Below are 23,635 nucleotides of genomic sequence, written 5' to 3' on the forward strand. Positions count from 1 at the left end.
GACATTTTTAACAGAAATTGGGTTTCTTTTTCTTGCAAGAAACCCGATTTCTTAGGTGAGGCAATCTAAAAATTTCTTTCATTACAAAACATCAATCAGGAGAAAAGCCATGAATGTTATTCGCGTTCCTAATAGCACCGAATTAATTAGCGGAATCGGCGTTGGTTTTAATTGTTTTACCGGCCAACAAATGACGAGTGCTTTGGCAGCAAATCCAACGGTTACTCAATTAGGACTTGATTCCCAAAGTTTTTTTAAAATTTGTTATTCCGCTGAGGACTTTAATAATACCATTACCCATTCCTTGGGTGTTTCGGCGCAGATTAACCTAAAAAAAGCCAGTTCCAGTCCCGATTCTATTTCTGATTCTAGTTCTAGTTCCGATTCTACCTTTAGCGACCCGTCGGTAAGTTCAACCCTGAGCTTATCTAATGCCTTATCCATCAATGATACGTCGGTCAGCGTTATTGTTTATGCGCGGGTCGAGAACATTCATCAAGCGCTGAGTCAATGCCAATTAAGCAGTAGTATTCCTGTACCCACAACACAAACCGAATGCTTGAATTTTTATCAGCAGTATGGCGATAGTTTTGTGTCTGAATTGACTGAAGGGGCAGAATATGTCGCAGTTTTTGTTTTTTCTTGCCAAACCCAAGAAGACCAGCGCAGTTTACAGGAGGCTTTAACAGCGCAGGTAACGGTGAATGTTTGCGATAATATTTCGCCAGAGGTGGGTGCGAATTTGATTGCTGGCTTAACAGCAACGTTGAACAATACCACTGTGCGTTGTCAGATTTATCAATCTTTAGTTGGCAGCAATGCCAGTTTGCCGACTTTTGGGTCAGATGTGAATAGTTTTATCGGCAGCATAGTTTCAGCTGCACAGAGCTTGAACGCAAATACGCCAGTAGTGTTTGATTTTGCCTTAACTGGCTATGAAACTCTGTTTGGCAGTAACTTAAGCGCCTCATTTATCAATATTGCGACTAATCGACAAATTTATATCGATTATATTGCCCCAACAGTGACAAATTTAGGGCATCTTGCCACTAAGTATCAGTGGATTGCTACCGCGTATCAGGCTTATAACTATAGCGGCGATACCACATTTATCACCAACCAAAAGCAGTTAAATAGCGATATAAACAACGTCAATGCCTGGATTAGTAGTGTTGCTGGTAATCCAACGCAAACACCGAGCATTCCCAGTTCAATGAATCCGCCACTGAGCTTGATGAATGGCACACCAGTATTTAATTATTTAGTGCCGACGCAGCCACTGTATGGCAATACCAGTAATGAGCCGTTTCAGGATATTGATGTCGGCTCCGTGGTGAGTTCCTCCAGCAGCACAACTACCGCCACAACAGCGCTGAATGCGGGAATTAACGGCTCAATTTCTGGTAATAATAGCCCAAGTGCTTCGCTTAATTATTCGCGAATAACCAGCCAAACTACCGGCATAGCGGCGGCAATGTCTAATATTCCAGTGCTTTATACGATCACTGTCTGGGGTAATAACAATGTCGCTCAGTTTTATGCCTCTTACAACACGCTGAATTATAGCAATCCATTTGCTCATGGCGCGGCTAATGTCTCTTCCTGTCATGACGCAACCCTGTTTTTAACCCGTGACAACCAGGATGATGGTGGCAATAGCTTGCACAATCATGTATATATCAGCAATATGAGCGGTCAAGTTTCCGGCGGCGTGATTGCCCAGTTGAGTTTTACCGATAGTGTTAATCAGAGCATCACCCAACCATCAAACGCCAGCGGCAGTAGTTTTAGCTGGACTTTGCCACAGGGGGCGACGCTGATTGGCTTTCAAGGATATTGCAACAGCAATAATCTCGTGGGATTGCAGCCAATTTGCATTTCTGTACAGCCAGCAAAATGGTTAGCACCATCGATTGAGACAATGCCATTTGTCACCACGCTGCCGGTTAGTACCTTGGGGGTGGGCTATAACTCTTTTCTGGGTAGCGGCTTGCCGAATTCTGCACTGAACAGTAGTGCTTGTGTCAGCGTTAATCAGGGGGCGCAAAACGAGGCAATCATTAAAATTTGCGCCAGTCGCCAGTCATTAGCCGAAACTTTGAGCAAAACCACCGGATTTTCCATTGGCGTTCTTGGCTTTAAACTCAGCCACAGCAAAACCACAACGAAAACCATACAAGTGACCGATACCGATGTTAGCGTGGTGCTGATTAGCCGTGTGGTGACATCGAGTCCAGTTTATACGCAATGCGCGTTATCGCCCACGTTGGCTAATTTAAGCGCAGAGCAATTTCTCATCGAATATGGCGATTCATTTGTCTGCGCTACAGTTAACGGCGGATTGTATGTAGCAGTATTTGTGTTTCAATGCGATAGCAGTGCCGTGCAGGAAACGGTGCAAAAAACCTTGAGTGTCAGCGCGTCGATTAAATCGGCATCCCTCAATGCCAGCTTAAGTTCTGATTTGAGCAATGCACAAAGTTCTAAAGGGGTTAATTTGACCTGTTACCAACAGGTTATCGGTAGCAGTAGTTTCACGTTGCCGAATATAACTGGTAATGTCAAAACCGATGCCGAAAATTTGGTTCAGGCGGCGAGCAGTTTTTCTGCTAAAGACATTGATACGCCCTGTGTGCTGTCATTTATGACTATGGGCTATGAAACTTTGCTACCTAGTTCTGCTTTGAGTAGCTTTCAGCCGATAGTCACCAATCGCCAGACTTATCAACTGCAAGTTGCGCCCACTCTGACGCAGCTTTATGGCGTTTGGGCAGAAATTTTGACCATTAGCCAGGTTTATACAACATACAATTACAACGGTGATGTCAATATCGACTTTTTCATCATGGGCGCTGAGAACAACAGCGGACTCGTCATCAGCGCCATTAATGGATTTAATAGCTGGCTTGACAGTGTTATCGCCTCGCCGCTAGAAGTTGTCCCACTCAGTTCCAGTCTCAATCCGCCTCTGGCGTTAACAGTCGGTTCGCCCAGTCTTAATTATAGTGTCACCGTCGCGCCGTGTAACAGCCTCAACAATATCTCGGCAATATGGGGTGGCGTTAATTCTAGTCCGTTTCAGGATATTTGTGCGGGCCAGGCATTTTTTAACAGCAATCCAGGCTTTAACGGCAGTAATCCGGCAAACAACACGCCAACACCGATTGCCTTAAAAGACTTACCAACCATTGCCAGCATTGAGTTACACAGCGGCTATTATATTGATCAATTAACCACAACCTACAGCTACACAGCAGGGGTACAAAGTTTTAGTCATGGCGGCGGCGGTGGCGGGCCTAGTTTTAGCCTGAATTTACGCGCCGGTGAATTTATCAGCAGTGTCGGCGGGACTTGCGGCGATTACATCAATCAGCTGAGCTTCACCACCACCATGGGGCAGACTTATACTTACCCGCTATCGCCTCAAAGCACTGGTGGCAAAATTAGCTGGACAGCGGCAGAAAATCAAGTCTTGCTCGGTTTTCAAGGCTCTAGCGGTAAGTATCTGAATCAGTTGCAATTGATTTTACTCAATCTCAATCCATCAATTTGGTCAAAACCATTGCTTTATGACCTGTCCACGCCTTGGCCTTCCCTACCCGTAACTGGGGTTGGCATTGGCTTTAACAGCTTTACCAATAGCGCCATGCCCAATAGCGCCTTCGATTTATCAGCGCTGACTATCGGCGCTCAAAAAGCTACCGGCAAACAGTGGTATCAGGTGTGTTCTTCCGGTCAAAGTGTGTCCCATACACTGAAATACGCCTTTGGCGGTGGCGCTGACGGTGATTCCCTGCATCGCAAAGTCATGCGTACAGCCAAGATTAGCGATTTGGCGGTAACGTTGGTGATCTATGTCTCCCACGAACAAACCAGCCCGATCATCAATGGCACTCCGCAATTAACCAGTAATGCACAAAGTTTGTTGAGCAGTTCACCGGAGCAGTTTTATAGCGCTTATGGCGATAGCTATGTGTCATCGGTAGGGTTAGGACTGGAATACATGGCACTATTCGTGTTTGAATGCAGCAGCCTGTCTGAACAGCAATCGGTACTCAACAGCTTAAGCGCACAAGGGATTGTACCCAGTGAACCGCCGGTGACTTTAGGTGCTAATTTTTCCCATCAAGTTACCAGTGCGGTGTCATCATTGACCCTCGACTTCTATGCGTATCAATTGATTCGTGGCAGTGATACGCCGCTGCCTAATCCCTATAACAGCGTCAGTAGTTCCAGCAGTTCCAGCAGTTCTAGCACCAATAAGGGTGCGGCACTGCTAATGAAAGTGCTCAATCCTGAAATCAGTAAGCTGTCGATTCCCTATGCTACCAGCACCACAACCACCAGCAATCCTGCTGACAGCGTGACCTGTAATGAGGTTATCCAAAGCCTGATCGATTTTGCCTTGGGCCTGAGCGATCAAAATGTCACCGGCTTAGGTGTGGCACTCAGTCGCACTACTGCTGGTTATGAGACTCTGGTGAGCAAAGTCAGCAGCAGTTGGCAAACGCTGGTGAATAATCGTGACACTTCTTGCGCTATTGCTTTCTATCTGGGTGCTATAGCCACTATCAACAACCAAATGCAGGTCGTTGCCGATTTTTATCAACGCTACGACTACTCGGACGGGGAGTTTGTCTTAAAATGCACCCAGCTTAACAGTGATTATCAAACACTACGGACACAGCAAACCGCTTTGGTACTCAACCCATTTGGTGCTTCCCCTGCACTTACTATGCCGCAAAGTATTATAAACGGCGTACCCAGTGTTAACTACCGTGTTACTACTAGCCCAATCTGGGGCAGTAAGCCAGCAAATACCGATTTCTGGGACATCAACAGCCAAATTGCCATTAGCTGCGAAACCATAAACGGCGGCACTGTCACCACAGCGACTTGTAGCAATAACACCAGTAATCCTACGCCGATACCGTTAAGCCAATTGCCGGTGTTAATTTCAGTATCCATCTGGGGCAGTGATTATGTATATCAAATCGGCACAACCTACCAAACGCTTAATGGTACGCAACAATTTGCTCATGGCGGTGCCAGTGTCAATGCCTGGCCAGCACTGAATCTAGGGAAAGGCGAATTTATTACTGGCATCAACTACCTCGCCGGTGATTATGTCAACGCACTGCAATTTAGTACCAACTTTGGTCAAACCTCTTTACTGGTGCCTACTGACTGTCAATCAGCCAGCAAGGGCAGTTGGAGTGTTCCTTCCGGTTCGACCCTCATCGGTTTTCAAGGCAGCAGCGGAGATTATCTCAACCAGTTGCAAGCGGTGTGTTTGACATTTTCTCCTGCCACTTGGTCGCCTATTTCGGTGGGTCTAGTGCCATGGCTCGGAAATTATACCCAAACCACTTATTCGCCCTGGGCAGTCCCGCCGCAATTAACTATTAGTCTAGATACGGAATCGTCCAGTGTTCAAGTATATCTTGATGGTTCCCTGATTAATGGCTGGAGTTTTGATCCCTCTACATCCTTGTTAACTTGGCCTGCAACCGGGGGTAATTGGTCATCAGCAAGCTTAACCTTTTCCATAAATGGCAGTGGTCTGAATAGCTTTACCGGGACTTTACAAATAGTTGCCCCAGAAACGCCTGAATCGGGTACTTATTCAGGAGCAATTTCAACTTACAGTACTGCAATTTCGTTTCCCTACAATCAAAGTGTTCAGGCTTTCACTGGATCCGTAAACTATTTTGGTACCCTTGTTGTTTGTGCGACTACCAATGGTATTGGAGTCGGTCAAATTGTACCTACCTCTAACACCGAATACGAATGTTCTTTTGCCTACGACATTGACACGCAAGGGAGTTCGACATCAACACTAGCGTGGATTCTCAGCGCAGGACAAGAAAGTCCCCCTTACTATTTTCTGGTGGGTTCAATAGCAGGCAATTTATGGCTTTACTCCTGTAACCCTCCCTCTAGTAGCACTGGCTTCAGTTCGAGCAATATTTCGGAGGTAGCAAAGGTGGATACCAGTAACATTGATACCGCAATAGCAAGTATCCTTTATTATCCTCCTTTAAACCTACTCTTTGTTGGTGGCGAAAATGGCAATCTTTACACCTATAGCGTTAGTTGGAATCAGGGAGTACCTTCTTTTTCTTACCAAGGAGCTAATAAAAACTACGACTCGTCAACTGGTTGTGCCGTATCTCTAAGCCTGATTAGCCTTTCGAGCGGTACCATGAGCCTTCCGGGTACTACTGGTAACAGCAATGACTTGAGTGACTTCTTAATTGTCACAGGATTATGTCAAGGCTCCCAGAATGGTTCTTTCTATTTTCCAATTTCCTCTGCTAACAATGGGGTACTACCCAATGCCACTGGGTTAATTGGGTACACCAGCAATAGTGTTGCCACGGTGGTTGCTGATTTAAGTTTGTCAAATCAGCTGGTGTACACAGCAACCCAAACGCAGCTGGTTTCTAATTCGGTGACTGATCTACAGTCTCCGGGTACAATTATCTGGACTGCCAGCAGTGAGAGTGTACCTCAGCTAATTTTATCGATGGCATACGCCCCCCCCAGTGGTTCTGGGAATGGTTTCCCTAAAGGGGCATTGCTTATCGGAACGGTTCCTGTGTCATCGGGAGCCGAGAATAATACTATTGGCAGTATTTACGTTTATGATCCCTCGGCTGGTACCGTTAGTTTATGGAATAGCCAAATTCCAGGTTCACCTTTTTCCATTTATGCTGATGACAAACTTCATTTTCTGGTAAATTGTGGTGCGACTGGGCTGAACTACTACTCTCTTGTTGATAATGAAACTTCTCCCTCGGCTGCAACGCTGATTGTCAACACCGCTGTTTCTGATCAAAGCCCATCGACCAGTTTTTCCTCTGTCCTGGAGATTGTCTTTCCTATGTGAGACCAATGGGTTGCATGAACTCTCAATCCTGAACAGCTTTTAAACCATTCCTTGTATGTCAAAATATACAGGATTAGGTTCTAATGATTCCCAGGCATTAATTAATGCCTGATCAAGGAAAACTAACCTTCTTACTACAGAATTAGTGGCTTAGTTACGCTGATTTTAATGACTTTTATCGCTCTAATTAAGCGTGATCACCTGACTCTCATCGTTTTTTGTCTTTGTTAGGAGCAACAACAATCATGTGTACGAATTTGGCCTTGTTTTCTACAGGAGCTAATACGCCCTACCGTATTACCGCTCGCACGATGGATTTCGCCGCCGATTTAATGACCCAACTCAAAGTCACTCCCCGGGGTCAATCTTTTCCTGATGTAGTGGTAACGCCTTTAACCAATCCCCTGAAATGGACTAATCAATACGGTTATGTAGGTATGGAATGTGGTCCAGAAGGAGTCAAACAAATTAGCGATGGTCTGAATGAAGCAGGGGTTTCTGTTGGGTTATTATGGTTAGCCGATAGTCAATATCCCACCTCAGAATCAGCTAAAAGTCCCACTATTTATAATATTTGTTTAGGGGATTGGATTTTAGGGAATTTTGCCAGTGTTGCTGCTTTAAAATCTGCCCTAGAAAATGTCACAGTACTCAATATCAACGAGCGTATTCCCGTGCGTTTTGTGTTACATTATGTCGTGAGCGACAGTACTGGGGCTAATTTAGTCATTGAGTTTACTAATGGGCAAATGCAGACCTATGAACCGGCTAATGGCGTAATGACTAACGCTCCCCCCTATCCCTATCACTTAGACAATTTAAGTAATTATGTCAATTTGAGTCTAAAGAATAACGCTCAAGTGTGGTGGGGTCAGGAAATTAATGGCAGTGGTTGCTTGGGAATGCCTGGGGATTATACGGCTCCTTCTCGTTTTATTAAGGCGACCATGTTACAGCAATCTACTCAAAACTATACCCCAGAAAATCAGGAGCAAGCAGTCGGTTTGGCCCTGCGAATTTTACAAAACTTTGGTACTCCCAAAGGCTCAGTAGTGGAAGTCAATGACGGCAAATTAGATTATACTCAGTGGGGGGTTGTGCGAGATCATAAAAATTTGGTTTACTACTTTTTTACTCAGTTTAATAACAATATATTTTCCGTCGATCTGAGTAAGATTAATTTTGAAACCGTTAAACCTAATGGTATTTCGATTGAGCAACCAGTTTGGACGACGGATATTACCCCTAGCTTGCAAAGTTAGTCAGGGCGAGCCAGAGATACCTTTGTCGGCCTAAAAAAAGTTGGGCCTCTCTTTTTGGCATTTTCTCCGCTCGCGGTTAGGAGGAGATGGGCAAATCCCACCTTTACCTGAGGTGATTCGAGCCATAACCTAGCTGCCTGGCAGCTAGGTTATGGCTTCTCTACCAGCACTTTTTGAGAATTTACGGAGAATTGCCAGATTTTTTCTGGGAGCCTTTTGCCTCCAGAAACTGATAACTGAAGTGACCCTAACTTTTACAATTCCTTATCAAAACTGTATTGATCGCGAATTTGTCCGACAAAAAACTGTCCTTTCGATGGTGCAGACTGAAAATCTTTATATACTGCCAAAGGTAGATCATGATAAAGATAGATACCACCGTGATTAAATTCTACTTTCAGAATTTTTTTGTCCTCATCGTAGTCAAAAGATTTAATCGCTGTACTTTGACTTTTTAATAAGGGGAAAGCAATCACATCGCGAATACTGGCAGAATCGGTTAATAACATGATCAGGCGATCGATGCCAATTCCTAAGCCTCCCGTGGGGGGCATTCCGTATTCTAAAGCGGTTAAAAAGTCCTCATCAACGCCTTGGGCCTCCAAATCTCCAGCCGCTTTTTTGAGTGCCTGTGCTTCCAATCTTTGCCGTTGATCGATGGGATCGGTTAACTCAGAAAAACTATTGGCTAATTCCCGTCCAACCACATATAATTCAAATCTTTCTACGAGGTCAGTTTTTGAGCGATGGGGTTTAGCTAAAGGGGAAATTTCCACGGGAAAATCTAGCACAAAAGTGGGCTGTATTAGGGTTTCTTCGACTTTTTGTTCAAAAGCTTCATTTAAGAGCTTACCGATGGTTTTACAGTCCTCTGGAACGCCAATACCAGCATTTTCTGCGACAATACGAGCCGACTCGAAATCCTCAAAACTATTAAAGTCAACCCCGGTTATTTCTTGGACTAATTCGTGCATAGTCACTCGTCGCCAAGGCGGAGTTAGGTCAATTTCCCTGTCTTGATAGCTGATTTTCAGCGTACCTAAAACATCTTGTGCGGCATTAACAATAATGTTTTCGGTTAACTCCATCATGTCATAATAATCGGCATAGGCCTGATATATTTCGATGGAAGTAAACTCAGGGTTATGTTTAGTAGAAACCCCTTCATTGCGAAAAATTCTGCCTAACTCGAAGACTTTTTCAAAACCCCCGACTATCAATCTTTTTAGATGTAACTCGGTGGCAATGCGGAGATATAACTCCATCTCCAGCGTATTATGATAGGTGATAAACGGTCTAGCATCGGCTCCTCCCGCTTCACTTTGTAGCACGGGAGTTTCAATTTCAATAAAACCTTCTTGGTCTAAATATCTGCGAATGGCAGCGGTAATTTGGGCGCGACGGCGAAAAGTTTGTCGCACTTCGGGATTAACAATTAAATCCACATATCTTTGTCGATAACGTTTTTCTACATCGGTTAAACCGTGCCATTTATCCGGGAGAGGTAAGAGGGATTTGGTGAGAATTTCGTACTCGTTTACATAGATAGATAATTCCCCGCGTTCTGTGCGTTTAATTGTGCCTTTTGCTCCTAAAATATCGCCCGTATCGGTCAGTTTAATTACCGTGTTAAAGGCATTCGGCACGGCGGCCATGGTTTCACTAATGCGTTTTTTATCGAGGTATAATTGAATCGTTCCCGTTTCATCTTGCAGGTTAAAAAAGGCTAGTTTACCCATAATTCTTCGGGCAATAATCCGACCAGCAATGGCTACTTCTGTGCTAATTTCTTCCCCCGGTGCTAAGTCAGCGTACTGCTCTTGTAATTGTTGAGCGTGAGCGGTAGATTTCCACTGATAAGCGTAGGGATTTAAGCCAGCTTTTTGCAATCCTGCCACTTTTTCTAAACGAGCGGCCCGGATTTCTTCGAGGGTAGAGGAGGGTTGATTTTCAGGATTTTGTGCTTGAGATGCCATCGTTTTCTAAGAGGAACAATTCTGGGGAATTTTTAGGTGTTGGGGATTTCAGTTATCAGTGATCAAGTGATCAGTTATCAGATGTGAGTTATCAGTTTACTGTTTACTGTTCACTGCTCACTGAAAAATTATCGTCCCATTTCTCGCTTTAATTTTTTCAATTCTTCTTCCATTTCCCATTCTTTAAATTTTAGATCGAGATTATCGTAGTTCGAGCGCTGATAGTCCGATTCTTGGGGTTGATCCCAAAAACTGGTTTCCCAGTCACGCGACTGATTTTTAGGGGCTTTTTCAGCTTTAATTTGCACTTCCTGACGACGTTGTTGGACTTGTTGCAGTAACTCTTGGGATTGAGTCAGACGTTTTTTCACTCCTTCCATCCGTCCCCAAAGTTGATTACCCTGACGAAATAGAGCCGCCTCGCGTTCACTGGCAGCCTTAACCAAGTCCTGCCGTCCAGCGGCCTTAGCTTTATCAATTCTAGCGTGCCAAGTTTGGATATCTTGGGCAGTGGCCAAAATTTGCTGTTCGAGACGTTGACGCTCATTTTCTAGGGCGGTAATCAGTTTAGCAGTATCGCGCTCCTGTTCGCGCAGTTGTTCCACCAGCGCCTGTAATTCTAATTGGGGATGACTTTTGAGAAATTCTTCCAGTTGGGTTTCAAGAAAGCGACTGACATCATCAAATAGATTGCCCATCTGTGCAGTATCCTAAATTTGCAATTAAAGTCTAGGAGCGATTTTAATCCCCCTCTTTTTAGCATAGGCTAGATCAACCCTAGATTTAAATATATTTGGGAAAAGTAGTACAAAAATGTTATTCGGTTGTGGGTTAGCGACGGGGAAACCAGTATGATAAAACTAAGTAGCTGGTTATAATTAAATTAAAAATGGATTTTAGGTTCGATCCCCCCTTCCCCCCTTGATAAGGGGGGTGCCGATCCCCCCTTAGTCCCCCCTTAATAAGGGGGGCATCTGATAATTTTTAACTCCTACCTACTTAGAGTGATATTTCCTGAAACCCTCTTAATTGTTTGACTTAAGTGACAACTTCACCAGCTTGGACAGAACGCATCGGTTATCAACGGGATTGGGTGTGGCGCGGTTGGCAAATTCGTTATAGTTTTATGCCGGCAAAAAACCGCCAAGATGCCGATAATCCCCCTTTAATTTTACTGCATGGATTTGGAGCGGCGATCGAACATTGGCGCCATAATATTCCTATTCTCAGCCAAAATCATCGAGTTTACGCGGTAGATTTATTAGGTTTTGGTGGTTCGCGCAAAGTGCAGGTTCCCTATACCGTTAATCTCTGGGTGGAACAAATACACGATTTCTGGCAAACTTTTATCAATAGACCGGTGGTATTAGTGGGAAATTCGATCGGTTCTTTAGTTAGTATGGCCCTAGCGGGTAAATATCCGGAAATGGTAGCCGGATTAGTTATGCTCAGTTTACCCGATGTCAGCCGTCGGCGGGAAATGATCGCCAATTGGTTATTAAATATCGTCACTCCTATCGAGAACTTTTTCACTTCTCCTTGGCTATTAAAACCGATATTTTACTATCTGCGTCGTCCGCAAGTCTTGAAAAAATGGACAGGAATCGCCTACGAAGACAAGAAAGCCGTTAGCGACGAATTAGTACAAATTATCGCCGCCCCAACCCTAGATGAGGGGGCAGCCGAGGCCTTTATTTCCCTGGCACAAGCTGTCAATCATCCCGAATATTGTCCACCGGCAAAGTTAATTTTACCACGCTTAGAAATCCCGATTTTATTGTGTTGGGGCAAGCAAGATCGCATGGTTCCCATCCAGTTAGCGCAGGGTTTTGTCTCCCTTAATCCTAGGATTAAATATGTAGAATTTGAACGGGCCGGTCATTGTTTACAGGATGAATGTCCTGACCGTTTTAACCCAATTTTATTAGAGTGGCTAGAATCTGTTGCTGTTCTTTGAGAGAATAGGGAGAGTGATTGTTGGTCATAGTCCTATGCAAACCTTGGAATCGACGCTCAACCCCCCCGCAACTGCCTCCGAATTCGACACCACGATTCACCGGCGCAAAACCCGTCCCGTCCGGGTAGGTAGCGTTACCATCGGTGGTGGTCATCCCGTGGTCGTGCAGTCGATGATTAACGAGGATACCCTTGATATAGATGGTTCCGTGGCCGGTATCCGTCGCCTCCATGAAATCGGCTGTGAAATTGTCCGCGTCACCGTGCCGAGTCTGTCCCACGCCACCGCTTTAGCTAAAATTAGGGAAAAACTGCTCGCCACCTATCAACCCGTGCCGTTAGTAGCCGATGTACATCACAACGGCATGAAAATCGCCCTAGAAGTGGCCAAGCACGTCGATAAAGTGCGGATTAACCCCGGTTTGTACGTTTTCGAGAAACCGAAAGCCGACCGCAGCGAGTACAGTCAAGCAGAATTTGATGAAATTGGCGAAAAAATTGCCGAAACCCTGAAACCTTTAGTGATTTCTCTGCGAGATCAAGGTAAAGCGATGCGAATCGGCGTTAACCACGGTTCTCTGGCCGAAAGAATGCTCTTTACCTACGGTGACACCCCCGAAGGAATGGTACAGTCGGCTTTAGAATTTATCCGCATCTGCGAATCCCTCGATTTTCGCAATCTGGTCGTTTCCCTGAAAGCTTCCCGGGTGCCAGTGATGGTAGCCGCCTATCGTCTCATGGTTAAGCGCATGGACGAGTTAGGTATGGATTATCCCCTACATTTGGGTGTTACTGAAGCAGGAGATGGGGAATACGGACGAATTAAATCCACTGCCGGGATTGCCACTCTCTTAGCGGACGGTATTGGTGATACGATTCGCGTTTCTCTGACGGAAGCTCCCGAAAAGGAAATTCCCGTCTGTTACAGCATTCTCCAGGCCCTGGGACTGCGGAAAACTATGGTCGAATACGTTGCCTGTCCTTCCTGTGGTCGCACTCTTTTTAATTTAGAAGATGTCCTGCAGCAAGTGCGGGGAGCGACTCAACACCTCACCGGACTCGATATCGCCGTTATGGGTTGTATTGTCAATGGACCGGGAGAAATGGCCGACGCAGACTATGGTTATGTGGGGAAACAGGCCGGTTATATCTCCCTTTATCGCGGTCGCGAGGAAATTAAACGGGTCCCCGAAAGTGAAGGTGTCAACGAGTTGATTAATTTAATTAAAGCCGATGGCCGTTGGGTAGAACCCTAATTAGTTTTACCATTGGGGGTTGACATCTATTCAACCCCCAATCATCGGCAAGGATTTGTTACAATAGAAAGCTTGCTAGAAATTGCCGCCCCAGAGAGTCCATGCTACCTACACGCGATTGTGTTCGTCAAACCCCCGCCTACACTCCGGGAGAACAGCCCCAAACTGCGGGATTTACCAAACTTAACACCAATGAGAATCCCTATCCCCCACCGGCGGAAATTTTTTCCCACCTGCCAGAGCAATTAGAGAAAGTCCGACTCTATCCCGATCCTATCTCCAAAGAGTTACGGCAAACGGCGGCGGAATTATACGGCATAACAGCCGATCAGATAATCGCAGGTAATGGGTCCGATGATATCCTTAATATCGCCCTGCGAACTTTTGTTAACCCTGGCGAAAGTGTCGCTTTTTTAGATTTAACCTATTCCCTTTACGAGACAATTGCCCGGGTACACGGGGCAAATATTATCGAATTTCCCACTAATGATAAATTTGAATTAGCCGGACCGATTATTTGTCCGGAAGCGAAATTAATTTTTCTGGCTTCTCCTAATCCTCCCGTCGGGAAACATCTTGATCGCAACTATTTAGAAGCAACCTGTGCTAATGCGTCGGGATTGGTATTAATTGATGAAGCTTATGTGGATTTTAGTGATGACAATCATCTCGATTTTCTCTCCCGTTACGATAATGTCATCATTAGTCGCACTATGTCGAAAAGTTATAGTTTAGCGGGGTTAAGAGTCGGTTTTGGTTTTGCTTCCAGGGCCATTATCGAACAGATGGATAAGGTGCGTGATTCCTATAATTTAGATCGCATCGCTCAAACTTTAGCCACAGCAGCTTTAAAACACCATAATTATTTTGAGCAAGTTTGGCAAAAAGTCCGTCAAACCCGCAGCCGTTTAATTACTTCTCTGCGCGAGTTGGGATTTATTGTTTTTGACTCGGAAGCTAATTTTATCCTCGCTTCTCCCCCCCAGATTAGTGCCAGTGAGTTATATAATCAACTCAAAGAGCGTCAGATATTAGTGCGATACTTTAAACATCCTCGCATTCAGAATTATGTGCGGATTTCTATCGGCACTGATGAGGAAATTGATCGTCTTTTATCTGCTATTCAAGAGATTATGGGAACAAATTAATCTCTATTTCCGTCAAGGTTTTATTAGCATTTTAAACCCTAATAACTTCTCGAAAAAAAGGCTAGATTGATCGGAACAAAGCAGCGACAAACAAGGGTCTAATGGCCTGTCGTTTCTCCCGATTACTAGCCTTGGCTATCAAGATTATTAGTCCGACAAAAGGACTAAATACTAGCGCACAAATTTTTGAACTTATGCAATTTTATCCCCAAGGAATCACAGTTCAAGAATTGAGCCAACGCTTAAATCGTCCCGTTTCTATGCTCAATCTTTGTCTAAAATCTTTGGTCGCTTCTAAAAAAATCGTGGCCAAAAAAAATCATAATCAGTGGGTTTATACTAGACCTATTGTAAAAATCAAAAACTGTTGTTAGGGTTAGGAGTCGGTCGTCAGGAGTCAGGAGATAGGAGATTATTTTATTTATTCTCCCCACACCCCACACCCCACACCCCACACCCCACACCCTGTCCCGACGAAAAACTTTTTCAGCAGACCCTAATTATTAACCCTATTGCTGAATAACTATTTTAGGCTGTAGGCAGTATTCATCTTCTCGGACAACTATCTCACCAATGCCGATAAATTGAGCTTCTAAAGACTCCACGGCAACCAGAGAACCGATCATAACATTTGTATCGGTTAGATTAATTTTTCTGCCGTGAAACCAATCGATAACTCTTTCTGATGTCAAAGAAATCCAGTCTAGATGTGCCAAGGCAATGCGAGGCGAAATTAAACCTTCAGAATTAGCCATTAAAGCTTCCAGATTAATACTATCGGCTAACTGAAAACCACAGCTTTCCGTGCGCGTTAAACTGGCTAAAGTGCCACCGACAGCTAACACCTTGCCCAAATCTCTGGCCAGGGAACGGATATAAGTCCCCGATCCACAGTGAATATCTAGCTCTATTTGCGGAAATTCGCCCTCTAACCAGTCTAAAACCGTAATTTGGTCAATTTTGACCTGACGAGGCTCCACTGCGATTATTTCCCCTTTGCGAGCCAATTCGTAGAGACGGCGACCATCCTGGTGAATAGCACTATACATCGGCGGAATCTGGGCAATATTGCCAATAAATTCCGCTAAATGGGGCTTAACTGCCTCTAAAGTTAAATCGGCACAGGGACAAGTAGCGATCGCTTTTCCGGTAATATCATCGGTATCGGTGCTGAGTCCTAACTGGATTTTTGCCCGATAAGCCTTATTTTCGGGTAAATAGGGCAGTAATCGGGTGGCAGATCCGACAGCGATCGGTAAAACTCCCGTGGCCATAGGATCTAAAGTTCCGCCATGGCCGACTCGTTTTGTCTTAAGAATTTTTCGGACTTTGGCCACACAATCGTGAGAAGTCCAATCGGGGGGTTTATTGAGATTTAAAAAGCCAAACATTATGAATTATCAATTATGAATTATGAAGTGGGGAGACGGGGAGAATAGATAAAAGCAATCTCCTCAATTCTGAATACTGACGGCTGATAGCTAAAAATCTGACGTATTATATAATTGCATAACTTCGCTTAAAGGTAAACGGGAACGAACACCGAGAGAAAGGTCAGAAAAATGACCAAGATCATAATGATCAACAGCAGCGCGAGCAATCATAGCGGCGTTATCGGTACAGAGTTTAAGCGGCGGAAAATAGACGGTTAAATGATGATTTTTGGCGGCAGTTTGCAGATGATTTCTTAAGGCACTATTGGCCGCCACTCCTCCCCCGATTGCGATAGTTTTTAAGCCATAATCTAAGGCACAATTGATTGTCCGACGGGTTAAACTTCTGGCTACCGTATCTTGAAAACTAGCGGCTATATCAGCTACGGGTAAATTATCTGGCTCGAATTTCTCTACTAAGCGCAAAACAGCAGTTTTTAAACCACTAAAACTGGAATCGTAGGCATGAAAACCGCCGGTTGGTAAAGATATTTTACCCTCAGGTAAGGGAAAAGCTTGCGGATTACCATCTTTAGCCATGCGATCGATTATCGGACCACCCGGATAACTTAAGTTTAATAATCTTGCCACTTTATCAAAAGCTTCTCCGGCTGCATCATCTCTAGTGGTTCCTAATTGTTGATATTTGCCGCAGGCCTGCACATGGATTAAACTGGTATGACCCCCAGAGACTAAAAGAGATAAAAAAGGAGGTTTAAGATCAGATTCAGCGAGATAGGAAGCATAGATATGACCTTCGAGATGATGAATGCCGATAAAGGGTTTATCGTGGACAATAGCCAGGGTTTTAGCCGCCGTCATTCCCACCATTAAAGCACCTACTAAACCGGGGGCAACTGTGGCGGCTATTCCATCAATTTCTGACCAATTTAACCCCGTTTCTTGCCAAGCTTTTTCTAGACAAAAATTAATGGTTTCTAGGTGTTGTCGGGAGGCCATTTCTGGCACAACACCGCCATAGGGACGATGGAGATCAATTTGAGAAAAAACTACACTACTCAACACATGGTTATTGTTAACAATAGCCACAGCCGTTTCATCGCAACTGGTTTCGATCGCTAAGATAATTGTCATGAATTAATCAGTAAATCGTCAGACACCCCCCTTAATAAGGGGGGATTAAGGGGGGATTAAGGGGGGATCCATCTTTAATTTAATTATAACCACTTACTTAATTTTGCTTAGGTACTTAATTAAAATTAAAGTTATCGTTCAGCAATTTCCATAGCCACCACCGCCGGGAGTTTCAATAATAAAAATATCACCAGGGTTCATTTCTACAGTAGCAGTGCCGAGCAATTCTTCGATAGTTCCATCGTTTCTTTCCACGGCATTACGTCCTATTTTACCAGCTTTTCCTCCCGCTAGTCCAAAGGGGGGAATCCGGCGATTACCCGACAGAATATTAGCAGTCATAGCCTCTTGAAATTTAATTCTTCTAATTACACCATCACCTCCAGAATATTGTCCCTTACCGCCACTATCTTGGCGAATGCTAAAACTTTCTACTAACACAGGATAGCGCATTTCTAATACTTCTGGATCGGTAAGACGGGAATTAGTCATCTGGGTTTGTACCGCAGCGGTTCCCGCAAAATTTGCCCCCGCACCAGAACCGCCACAAATAGTCTCATAATATTGATATTCTTGGTTGCCAAAAGTGAAATTATTCATCGTCCCTTGACTGGCTGCCTGAATGCCTAAAGCACCGTATAAAGTATTAACTATTGCCTGGGAAGTTTCCACATTTCCAGCTACTACGGCTGCTGGATAAACGGGATTAAGAAAACAGCCAGATGGGATAATTAAATGGAGGGGTTTGAAACAGCCAGCATTTAAAGGGATTGCCTCCTCCACAAGGGTACGAAAAACGTATAAAACCGCCGCTCTTGTCACTGCCAGGGGTGCATTAAAATTATTATTTAACTGGTCAGATGTGCCAGTAAAATCAATTGTTGCTTGACAATTATCAATATCTATGCTAGTTCGGACTTTGATGACAGCACCGTTATCCAGATAATAAGTAAATTCACCATCTTTTAAGACAGATATAGCTTTTCTAACCGCTAATTCGGCATTATCTTGAACAAACTGTTGATAGGCTTTAACCATAGCTAATCCGTAGCGATTAACCATATTATGTAATTCTCTTTCCCCCTTGGCATTAGCGGCTATTTGTGCCTGAAAATCGGCAATATTTTGGGCGATATTGCGCGCAGGAAAAGGACTATTAGTTAAGTGATTAATTAATTCTTGTTCCCGAAATTTACCCGCCGCTACCAGCAAAAAATTATCGAATAAAATTCCCTCTTCGCTAATATGGACAGAATGGGGAGGCATAGAACCGGGGGTAATTCCACCGATATCAGCTTGATGTCCCCGGGAGGCAAGATAAAATAATATTTCCTGATTTTGGCGGTCAAAAATAGGACTAATTACTGTGACATCCGGCAGGTGAGTACCGCCATTATAAGGATTATTAGCTAGATAAACATTCCCCGGACGAATCGTCTCACCTTTATCCTGAATTAAGCTTTTAACGCTATCGGCCATGGAGCCTAAATGGACGGGAATATGAGGAGCATTAGCGATTAAATTTCCCACCTCATCAAAGATAGCACAGGAGAAGTCTAGGCGCTCTTTAATATTGACACTTGCTGCCGTATTTTGGAGAGTAATCCCCATTTCTTCGGCAATAAATTGATAGAGATTTTTAAAGATTTCTAAATAAATAGGATCGGCAACGGTAGTTATTTCTGAGCGGTGAGAATTGAGAGGGGACATAGGAAAGTCAGTTATCAGTTATCAGTTATCAGTTATCAGTTATCAGTTATCAGTTATCAGTGATTAGTTATCAGTTAAGCTGTACTGAATTTAATTGGAAATTTTAGTACAAATGCTCAAACTGCCTCTCCCTGCTCCGCGGCTCTGGCGCTCCCCTGCAATCTTAACGAGTAATTTAGATAGTCAACAGCTTACTGGTGATCACTGGCTGTTCACTGTTCACCGATCACTGTTCACTGATAGGGGCTGACTGATATATAATCGCAGTCAGTACCAGAGGGTGAATTATGGATAAAATCAGCTTGATCGATAAAGTGAAACAAATGGCTAATAAACGGGATTATTTACTGCAATTGCGCGATAAACCCGACATTGGGGGTCTGAGATTAGATGTTAATCAAGCTCTTGAGGAGTTAGATGAATTACTCGATGAGTTTCAAGCAACTTTTCCTGAAGAAAAACTTAGTTAACTAACCGACTCGACGGAATTGAGATTTGTCCGATTGTGCTAATTTTCCCAAGTCATCGATCGCTTTGATCAGAGCTTGGGAAGATATATCTTTAGGGCAGTATAGATCAAAGGCTGTACTTTGATTATTTTTTTCCATTGGAAGCTTTGCCAAGGAACTATAGGCGATAATGCGGACATAAGGGTCGAATTGTTTGATATGAATAGCGGCGCTGTGTCCATTTAAGACAGGCATCCGTACATCTAAAATAATTACATCTGGTTGATAAATTTTCGCCAATGCGATCGCCTGTTGACCATTAACAGCAATTCCCACCACCTGACAATGCGGCTGCTTGGAAATTAAAGTCTTGAGTACTAAACAAGTTAGCTCGTGATCTTCGGCAATTAAGACTTTAATTGGCTCTCTCGGCTTCATTATAATCATTTTTCTTTACTTGGAGGTCTGACTTGTTATCATTGTAGAGCCTGTTGATCTTTTGTCCTTCACTTCACGATACTTCCCACTTCCCCACCTCCCCAATTCATAATTCATAATTCCCCCACTCCCTTCTCTCTTTTCTCTTCTCCCCTCTCCCCAACTCCCACTCTGCAATAACTACTGGCAGCCAGAAATACCTTTGGTTCATATCACACTTTGTGCTTTTTGTCAAAAAAACTTTTTTTTTGCAATAAAACTACACAAAAAAAAGATCATCGTTGCTGGTGAAATTGACTAATTTACCCGTCTTAATTAGGATCACCTTGTAGGTGTGGCAAGGGTTTCAACCATTGCTGCCCAAAAAAGCACAGAATGACCCATCGTGAAATTCAGTAAAATCGCTGTAATCAGCATAACATCGTTGTTAAATAAAAATCTTTCTCAATTAATTTTTAAGAATTTGTAAATATTGCGGAATGTTAATTTAAATATTCTCAAGTTTTTGGAGCCAATATATAACTTTTGCTTATCTGTGTCGGAAAATAGAACTCCTGCAAAAATCCAACATCTACCATTGGGTTAGAATTCAGGAGTCGGTCTTCAGGAGACAGAATTCAGGAGTCAGGAGATTATTTTTATTTATTCTTCCCACTTCATAATTCATAATTCCCCTTCTCCCCCACTGTTGACTTAAAACCCCCCACTGATAACTGATCACTGAAAAAAGCCCAACTTTGGGCAAAAATCTGGTTTGTGTCCCCTCTTAGCGGTAAAATTTCTACATCTGGACCGTCGAAAAGCATAAGTTTTGTAAAGTAAAATTAAGAAGGGAGACAAATTTAAGATAACCAACGTATGGAAGTAACTTTTACCGCTGCCGAATCCCTAGAAATTGTTGTTGCTGAACAAACCATCCCGATTCAGCATTATCTGCGCCAACCGCAAAGATTAGTACGGGCTATCGTTGAGACTAGCTTAACGGAAAACTTGTCTGAGAATCGGTTTCGCCTAAAAATGCGTCCCCTAAACTTCTTGAATATGTACTATTTTCAGCCCACGGTTATTCTCAATGTCTGGGCCACCTCTGAGGGGACGATATTTTTGCAATCAGAAGACTGTCAGATCAAAGGTATTGATTATATCAACGATCGCTTTAGCCTCAATGTTAAAGGCAAACTCGCTCCTGTGGAAAAAAATAATCAAACCTATCTAGCGGGGAAAGCCAATCTTGAGGTGAAAGTCGCCCTACCACCGCCATTATGGTTAACCCCGCGTCCGTTGTTAGAAATCACCGGCAATAGTCTCTTAAAAGGGGTTTTATTGCGGATTAAACAGCGTTTAATGAGTCAATTGTTGCAAGATTACCAACAATGGGCTAAACAGGATATTATTGCCCAAAATTACCCCGAAACGATTCTCGATCTCTCCCTTAGTTAAATAAAAATATGAGTTGGACAAAAGTATTATCTGTAGATTCCCTTGCCCCCGGCGCCCGTCAAGTGGTAAAAGTGGGGGAAAATTCCATTCTGTTGATTAACAATAACGGTCAATTCCACGCCGTCGGTAATCGTTGTCCTCATTTAAAATTATCGATGACGAAGGGCAAAATTACCGAAGACGGCGCGATCGTTTGTCCCTGGCATCGTAGTTCTTTTGATCTCTGTACTGGTGCTGTCAAAGACTGGATTACTTGGCCCCCTGTGGTTAACAAAGCGATGGCGGCAGTTTCTCAACCCCAAGCTTTACCCGTTTATCCCCTTCGCATCGAAGACGGCAGCATCTGGATAGACGCATAACCGCTCACCGAGGGGGGGGTTTTGGGCAACCTAAAGAGCAGTTGCTTTAACCAACACCGATTCCGGTGCGGTGGAGGTATTGGCCGATGATATTCCCAATACAGACTTGGTCTTTGAATTTAGACCTAGATATCTTAGTGGAAACCCTGCGAATTGTTCTTTTCGGTAAGGGTGCTTATTAATCAACAAAATCACTTGGTAGTGGGATAATATTACACAGCTAACCCAGTCTATTAGAAAACAGGAGCATCTTGACTAGATAAAAATTTAGCCTGAAATCTATTAGGTTATCTTGGTTGTGTCATTCCACTACCAATGAGGTATTTTTAGAGACCGTCTTTAGTTGGTGAATTGAAATTTTAAATCGATAGTTTAGATTTATCGATTCCCGTCATCGCGGAGGGCAAACAATCCAGCAACTGCTACTGCTGCCGCACCCATTAATGCGGCAAACAATTGGGGACTGCGTTTTTTTCCTGTCAGAACATCATAAGCAAAATGTTCACAGTTGCTAGATAATGTACTATAGCTTGTCTCTGCGTATTTTAACAGTCTTTCTCTCGCAGCAGAAGTATCAGAACAAATTCCATCGACTGAAAAAACAGGATGTGTGTTCTTGTTATCATAATAGTCATTGCAATATTCCCTTAAAGTACAAAATTGAAGCCCATCTCCAGTAAAATGATAAACCATACAATCATCTACTTTTTTTCCCGTTCGTCTTATATCTCCATGTAGCTTAAGAGTATCCTTGATATCTAAGAGAATAGCATGATCGACCTCTATAGGATTAATAGATAAAGCAACAACATTCAATAGAAACAGATTAGGAGGAGAACTTTTTGCTTTCTCCATTAGTCTTTGATGATCGATTACAATCCTTTGTGGTGAGAAGCTACGATAATTGCCACTCCCGTCAGTATAACCTGTCATTTTTAATTCGTTGTCTCTACTCATACAACTCCTTAGTGTCTTGTTCGCTAAACTGATTGCTCAATAAAATATTAATCACAGACAGCAAAAAGACTGCTGTGATTAATAGCAAATATTTGAATGACTCTAGCATTACTTTGGATCAGAAAACTAATCCTTGTTATTTCCAGAATCAGAAGACTTGCTTGATTTTCCTGATACAATTTTTTGAGTTGCTACCTTACCAGCTTCGCTGGCAGCACCTTTTGCCGCTTCTTTTAGCACTTCCTTAAGAGAATGTCCAATAGCGTCTTTACTGGAACCTGACATAAATCCTGCCTCCCTAATTAAGATTAAATGGTATAAACTGTTCGTCATCTAAATTCCCGAATTAATCTAAGCTAGACAATGGGTTCAGTGCCTAAAAACACTGCTTAGAGTGCGAACTGCTTATTTATGTCCCTGATCATAGCTTCAAAAATTGGCATCAGAGCCTTAAAAAGACTTGGAATAAAAGCCTTAAAAAGACTGTAGCAAATTCAAAAAAGCCAGAAAAAACTTTTTTAGACGCAAAAAGCATGATATAATCCTTAGCGTTAATTACCAGTAGAATGTATGATTGATATTCAAGAGATTGTTAACATTGCTGATGAGTTAATTTTTTCTCATATTGGAGAACATCTTAATGACTTGCAAAAAACTGTTCTCTTAGGCACAATACAAGGCAAAAGTTACCTTGAAATTGCCTCTGAAGCTCAATACACAGAAAAATACATTAAAGATACTGCGGGAAAACTCTGGAAGATTTTATCTGAATCAGTAGGAGAAAAAGTAAAAAAATCTAATGTAAAAGCAACCATAGAAAGATGTTATTATTCTTCAAACAATATTTTTCAAGGTATTCAAATTAACAGTGGCAATATTTGTCGAGACACATCTTCAGATATGCACTCACATCAAGAGAAAACTGTTAATCATGAAGATTTAAGTGATGCTCCTAATATTGAGAATTTTTATGGTCGGATGGAAGAATTAAAGGAATTAGAACAAAAAATTATTCAAGAAAAATGTAATCTAATAAACATTGTTGGTGTTAAAGGTATTGGTAAAACAGCCTTGAGCTTAAATTTAGTTGCGATCATCAAGCCGCACTTTGATTATGTCATCTATCTGAGAGGGGGACAAGCGAGCTAGAAGGTAGATAGGGCAAGCGATATCGCTCTTTGTCCTTTGATGTAATCCTTCAACCGATAGCGGCTAATTTGCATTAGCTCTTCTATATTTTTTTGGAACATTTGATGTAGCCCGA

The 23,635-nt window shown here is 43.1% G+C and carries 18 protein-coding genes; 10 read left to right on the forward strand and 8 right to left on the reverse strand.

What is annotated here, in order from left to right; translation table 11 throughout:
* Window positions 1-109: 109 nt before the first annotated feature.
* A complete protein-coding gene (locus IM473_RS00925; RefSeq protein WP_287656985.1) occupies window positions 110-6,892 on the forward strand; it encodes a jacalin-like lectin in 6,783 nt (2,260 codons plus the stop codon).
* 245 nt (window positions 6,893-7,137) lie between these two features.
* Window positions 7,138-8,154, forward strand: a complete 1,017-nt coding sequence (locus IM473_RS00930) for a linear amide C-N hydrolase (RefSeq protein ID WP_287656986.1) — start codon at window positions 7,138-7,140, stop codon at window positions 8,152-8,154.
* Window positions 8,155-8,408: 254 nt separating this feature from the next.
* Here IM473_RS00930 and lysS read toward each other — a convergent pair whose 3' ends face one another.
* Window positions 8,409-10,130: a lysine--tRNA ligase gene (lysS, locus tag IM473_RS00935; RefSeq protein WP_287656987.1), complete on the reverse strand. Its 1,722-nt coding sequence runs from the start codon at window positions 10,128-10,130 to the stop codon at window positions 8,409-8,411.
* A gap of 128 nt (window positions 10,131-10,258) precedes the next feature.
* On the reverse strand, window positions 10,259-10,828 hold the full coding sequence (locus IM473_RS00940) for a TIGR04376 family protein (protein WP_287656988.1): 570 nt from the start codon (window positions 10,826-10,828) through the stop codon (window positions 10,259-10,261).
* A gap of 344 nt (window positions 10,829-11,172) precedes the next feature.
* Here IM473_RS00940 and IM473_RS00945 point away from each other — a divergent pair, with 344 nt between their 5' ends.
* From IM473_RS00945 to IM473_RS00960, 4 genes are all read left to right on the forward strand, one after another.
* Entirely contained in the window at window positions 11,173-12,087 is a 915-nt protein-coding gene (locus IM473_RS00945) for an alpha/beta fold hydrolase (RefSeq protein ID WP_287656989.1), read from the forward strand.
* 34 nt (window positions 12,088-12,121) lie between these two features.
* Window positions 12,122-13,342 carry a (E)-4-hydroxy-3-methylbut-2-enyl-diphosphate synthase gene (ispG, locus tag IM473_RS00950; RefSeq protein ID WP_287656991.1) on the forward strand — a complete coding sequence of 407 codons (1,221 nt, stop codon included), beginning with the start codon at window positions 12,122-12,124 and terminating at the stop codon, window positions 13,340-13,342.
* 101 nt (window positions 13,343-13,443) lie between these two features.
* Window positions 13,444-14,490: a histidinol-phosphate transaminase gene (gene hisC, locus IM473_RS00955; protein WP_287656993.1), complete on the forward strand. Its 1,047-nt coding sequence runs from the start codon at window positions 13,444-13,446 to the stop codon at window positions 14,488-14,490.
* Window positions 14,491-14,591: 101 nt separating this feature from the next.
* Window positions 14,592-14,864 (forward strand): hypothetical protein, encoded by a 273-nt coding sequence (locus IM473_RS00960; protein WP_002798928.1) that lies wholly within the window; start codon window positions 14,592-14,594, stop codon window positions 14,862-14,864.
* A gap of 135 nt (window positions 14,865-14,999) precedes the next feature.
* On the opposite strand, the gene truB is transcribed toward IM473_RS00960, so the two are convergent.
* The 3 genes from truB to IM473_RS00975 all read right to left on the reverse strand — a co-directional run bounded on the left by truB (window position 15,000) and on the right by IM473_RS00975 (window position 18,728).
* Complete coding sequence (gene truB, locus IM473_RS00965) at window positions 15,000-15,881, reverse strand: tRNA pseudouridine(55) synthase TruB (RefSeq protein WP_287656995.1); 882 nt, start codon at window positions 15,879-15,881, stop codon at window positions 15,000-15,002.
* A gap of 90 nt (window positions 15,882-15,971) precedes the next feature.
* The gene (tsaD, locus tag IM473_RS00970; protein ID WP_287656998.1) at window positions 15,972-17,018 is read right to left on the reverse strand and encodes a tRNA (adenosine(37)-N6)-threonylcarbamoyltransferase complex transferase subunit TsaD; all 1,047 of its coding nucleotides are present in this window, start codon (window positions 17,016-17,018) and stop codon (window positions 15,972-15,974) included.
* 138 nt (window positions 17,019-17,156) lie between these two features.
* Window positions 17,157-18,728, reverse strand: coding sequence for a hydantoinase B/oxoprolinase family protein (locus IM473_RS00975; protein WP_287657000.1), 1,572 nt, complete (start codon window positions 18,726-18,728; stop codon window positions 17,157-17,159).
* A gap of 287 nt (window positions 18,729-19,015) precedes the next feature.
* On the opposite strand from IM473_RS00975, the gene IM473_RS00980 reads away from it, so the two are divergent.
* On the forward strand, window positions 19,016-19,198 hold the full coding sequence (locus IM473_RS00980) for a hypothetical protein (protein ID WP_287657002.1): 183 nt from the start codon (window positions 19,016-19,018) through the stop codon (window positions 19,196-19,198).
* Here the strand turns inward: IM473_RS00980 and IM473_RS00985 are convergent, their stop codons facing one another.
* Window positions 19,199-19,624 carry a response regulator gene (locus tag IM473_RS00985; protein WP_287657004.1) on the reverse strand — a complete coding sequence of 142 codons (426 nt, stop codon included), beginning with the start codon at window positions 19,622-19,624 and terminating at the stop codon, window positions 19,199-19,201.
* An 849-nt stretch (window positions 19,625-20,473) separates the two neighbouring features.
* Between IM473_RS00985 and IM473_RS00990 the strand changes: the two genes are divergently transcribed.
* Together IM473_RS00990 and IM473_RS00995 are read left to right on the forward strand one after the other, a co-directional pair.
* The gene (locus tag IM473_RS00990; RefSeq protein WP_287657006.1) at window positions 20,474-21,055 is read left to right on the forward strand and encodes a DUF1997 domain-containing protein; all 582 of its coding nucleotides are present in this window, start codon (window positions 20,474-20,476) and stop codon (window positions 21,053-21,055) included.
* 8 nt (window positions 21,056-21,063) lie between these two features.
* Complete coding sequence (locus tag IM473_RS00995) at window positions 21,064-21,414, forward strand: Rieske (2Fe-2S) protein (protein WP_008204906.1); 351 nt, start codon at window positions 21,064-21,066, stop codon at window positions 21,412-21,414.
* Between the two features lie 378 nt (window positions 21,415-21,792).
* On the opposite strand, the gene IM473_RS01000 is transcribed toward IM473_RS00995, so the two are convergent.
* Window positions 21,793-22,371: a C40 family peptidase gene (locus tag IM473_RS01000; RefSeq protein ID WP_287657008.1), complete on the reverse strand. Its 579-nt coding sequence runs from the start codon at window positions 22,369-22,371 to the stop codon at window positions 21,793-21,795.
* A gap of 126 nt (window positions 22,372-22,497) precedes the next feature.
* Window positions 22,498-22,704: a hypothetical protein gene (locus tag IM473_RS01005; RefSeq protein WP_004158486.1), complete on the reverse strand. Its 207-nt coding sequence runs from the start codon at window positions 22,702-22,704 to the stop codon at window positions 22,498-22,500.
* A 237-nt stretch (window positions 22,705-22,941) separates the two neighbouring features.
* On the opposite strand from IM473_RS01005, the gene IM473_RS01010 reads away from it, so the two are divergent.
* Window positions 22,942-23,520, forward strand: coding sequence for a helix-turn-helix domain-containing protein (locus IM473_RS01010; RefSeq protein ID WP_287657010.1), 579 nt, complete (start codon window positions 22,942-22,944; stop codon window positions 23,518-23,520).
* Window positions 23,521-23,635: the final 115 nt, after the last annotated feature.

The sequence above is a fragment of the Microcystis sp. M015S2 genome (assembly GCF_020245945.1).
GTDB lineage: Bacteria > Cyanobacteriota > Cyanobacteriia > Cyanobacteriales > Microcystaceae > Microcystis.

Coding starts and splice junctions, on each gene's coding strand:
- IM473_RS00925 (WP_287656985.1), top strand. CDS start 110: ATGAATGTTATTCGCGTTCCTAATAGCACCGAATTAATTAGCGGAATC.
- IM473_RS00930 (WP_287656986.1), top strand. CDS start 7,138: ATGTGTACGAATTTGGCCTTGTTTTCTACAGGAGCTAATACGCCCTAC.
- lysS (WP_287656987.1), bottom strand. CDS start 10,130: ATGGCATCTCAAGCACAAAATCCTGAAAATCAACCCTCCTCTACCCTC.
- IM473_RS00940 (WP_287656988.1), bottom strand. CDS start 10,828: ATGGGCAATCTATTTGATGATGTCAGTCGCTTTCTTGAAACCCAACTG.
- ispG (WP_287656991.1), top strand. CDS start 12,122: ATGCAAACCTTGGAATCGACGCTCAACCCCCCCGCAACTGCCTCCGAA.
- hisC (WP_287656993.1), top strand. CDS start 13,444: ATGCTACCTACACGCGATTGTGTTCGTCAAACCCCCGCCTACACTCCG.
- IM473_RS00960 (WP_002798928.1), top strand. CDS start 14,592: ATGGCCTGTCGTTTCTCCCGATTACTAGCCTTGGCTATCAAGATTATT.
- truB (WP_287656995.1), bottom strand. CDS start 15,881: ATGTTTGGCTTTTTAAATCTCAATAAACCCCCCGATTGGACTTCTCAC.
- tsaD (WP_287656998.1), bottom strand. CDS start 17,018: ATGACAATTATCTTAGCGATCGAAACCAGTTGCGATGAAACGGCTGTG.
- IM473_RS00975 (WP_287657000.1), bottom strand. CDS start 18,728: ATGTCCCCTCTCAATTCTCACCGCTCAGAAATAACTACCGTTGCCGAT.
- IM473_RS00980 (WP_287657002.1), top strand. CDS start 19,016: ATGGATAAAATCAGCTTGATCGATAAAGTGAAACAAATGGCTAATAAA.
- IM473_RS00985 (WP_287657004.1), bottom strand. CDS start 19,624: ATGATTATAATGAAGCCGAGAGAGCCAATTAAAGTCTTAATTGCCGAA.
- IM473_RS00990 (WP_287657006.1), top strand. CDS start 20,474: ATGGAAGTAACTTTTACCGCTGCCGAATCCCTAGAAATTGTTGTTGCT.
- IM473_RS00995 (WP_008204906.1), top strand. CDS start 21,064: ATGAGTTGGACAAAAGTATTATCTGTAGATTCCCTTGCCCCCGGCGCC.
- IM473_RS01000 (WP_287657008.1), bottom strand. CDS start 22,371: ATGAGTAGAGACAACGAATTAAAAATGACAGGTTATACTGACGGGAGT.
- IM473_RS01005 (WP_004158486.1), bottom strand. CDS start 22,704: ATGACGAACAGTTTATACCATTTAATCTTAATTAGGGAGGCAGGATTT.
- IM473_RS01010 (WP_287657010.1), top strand. CDS start 22,942: ATGATTGATATTCAAGAGATTGTTAACATTGCTGATGAGTTAATTTTT.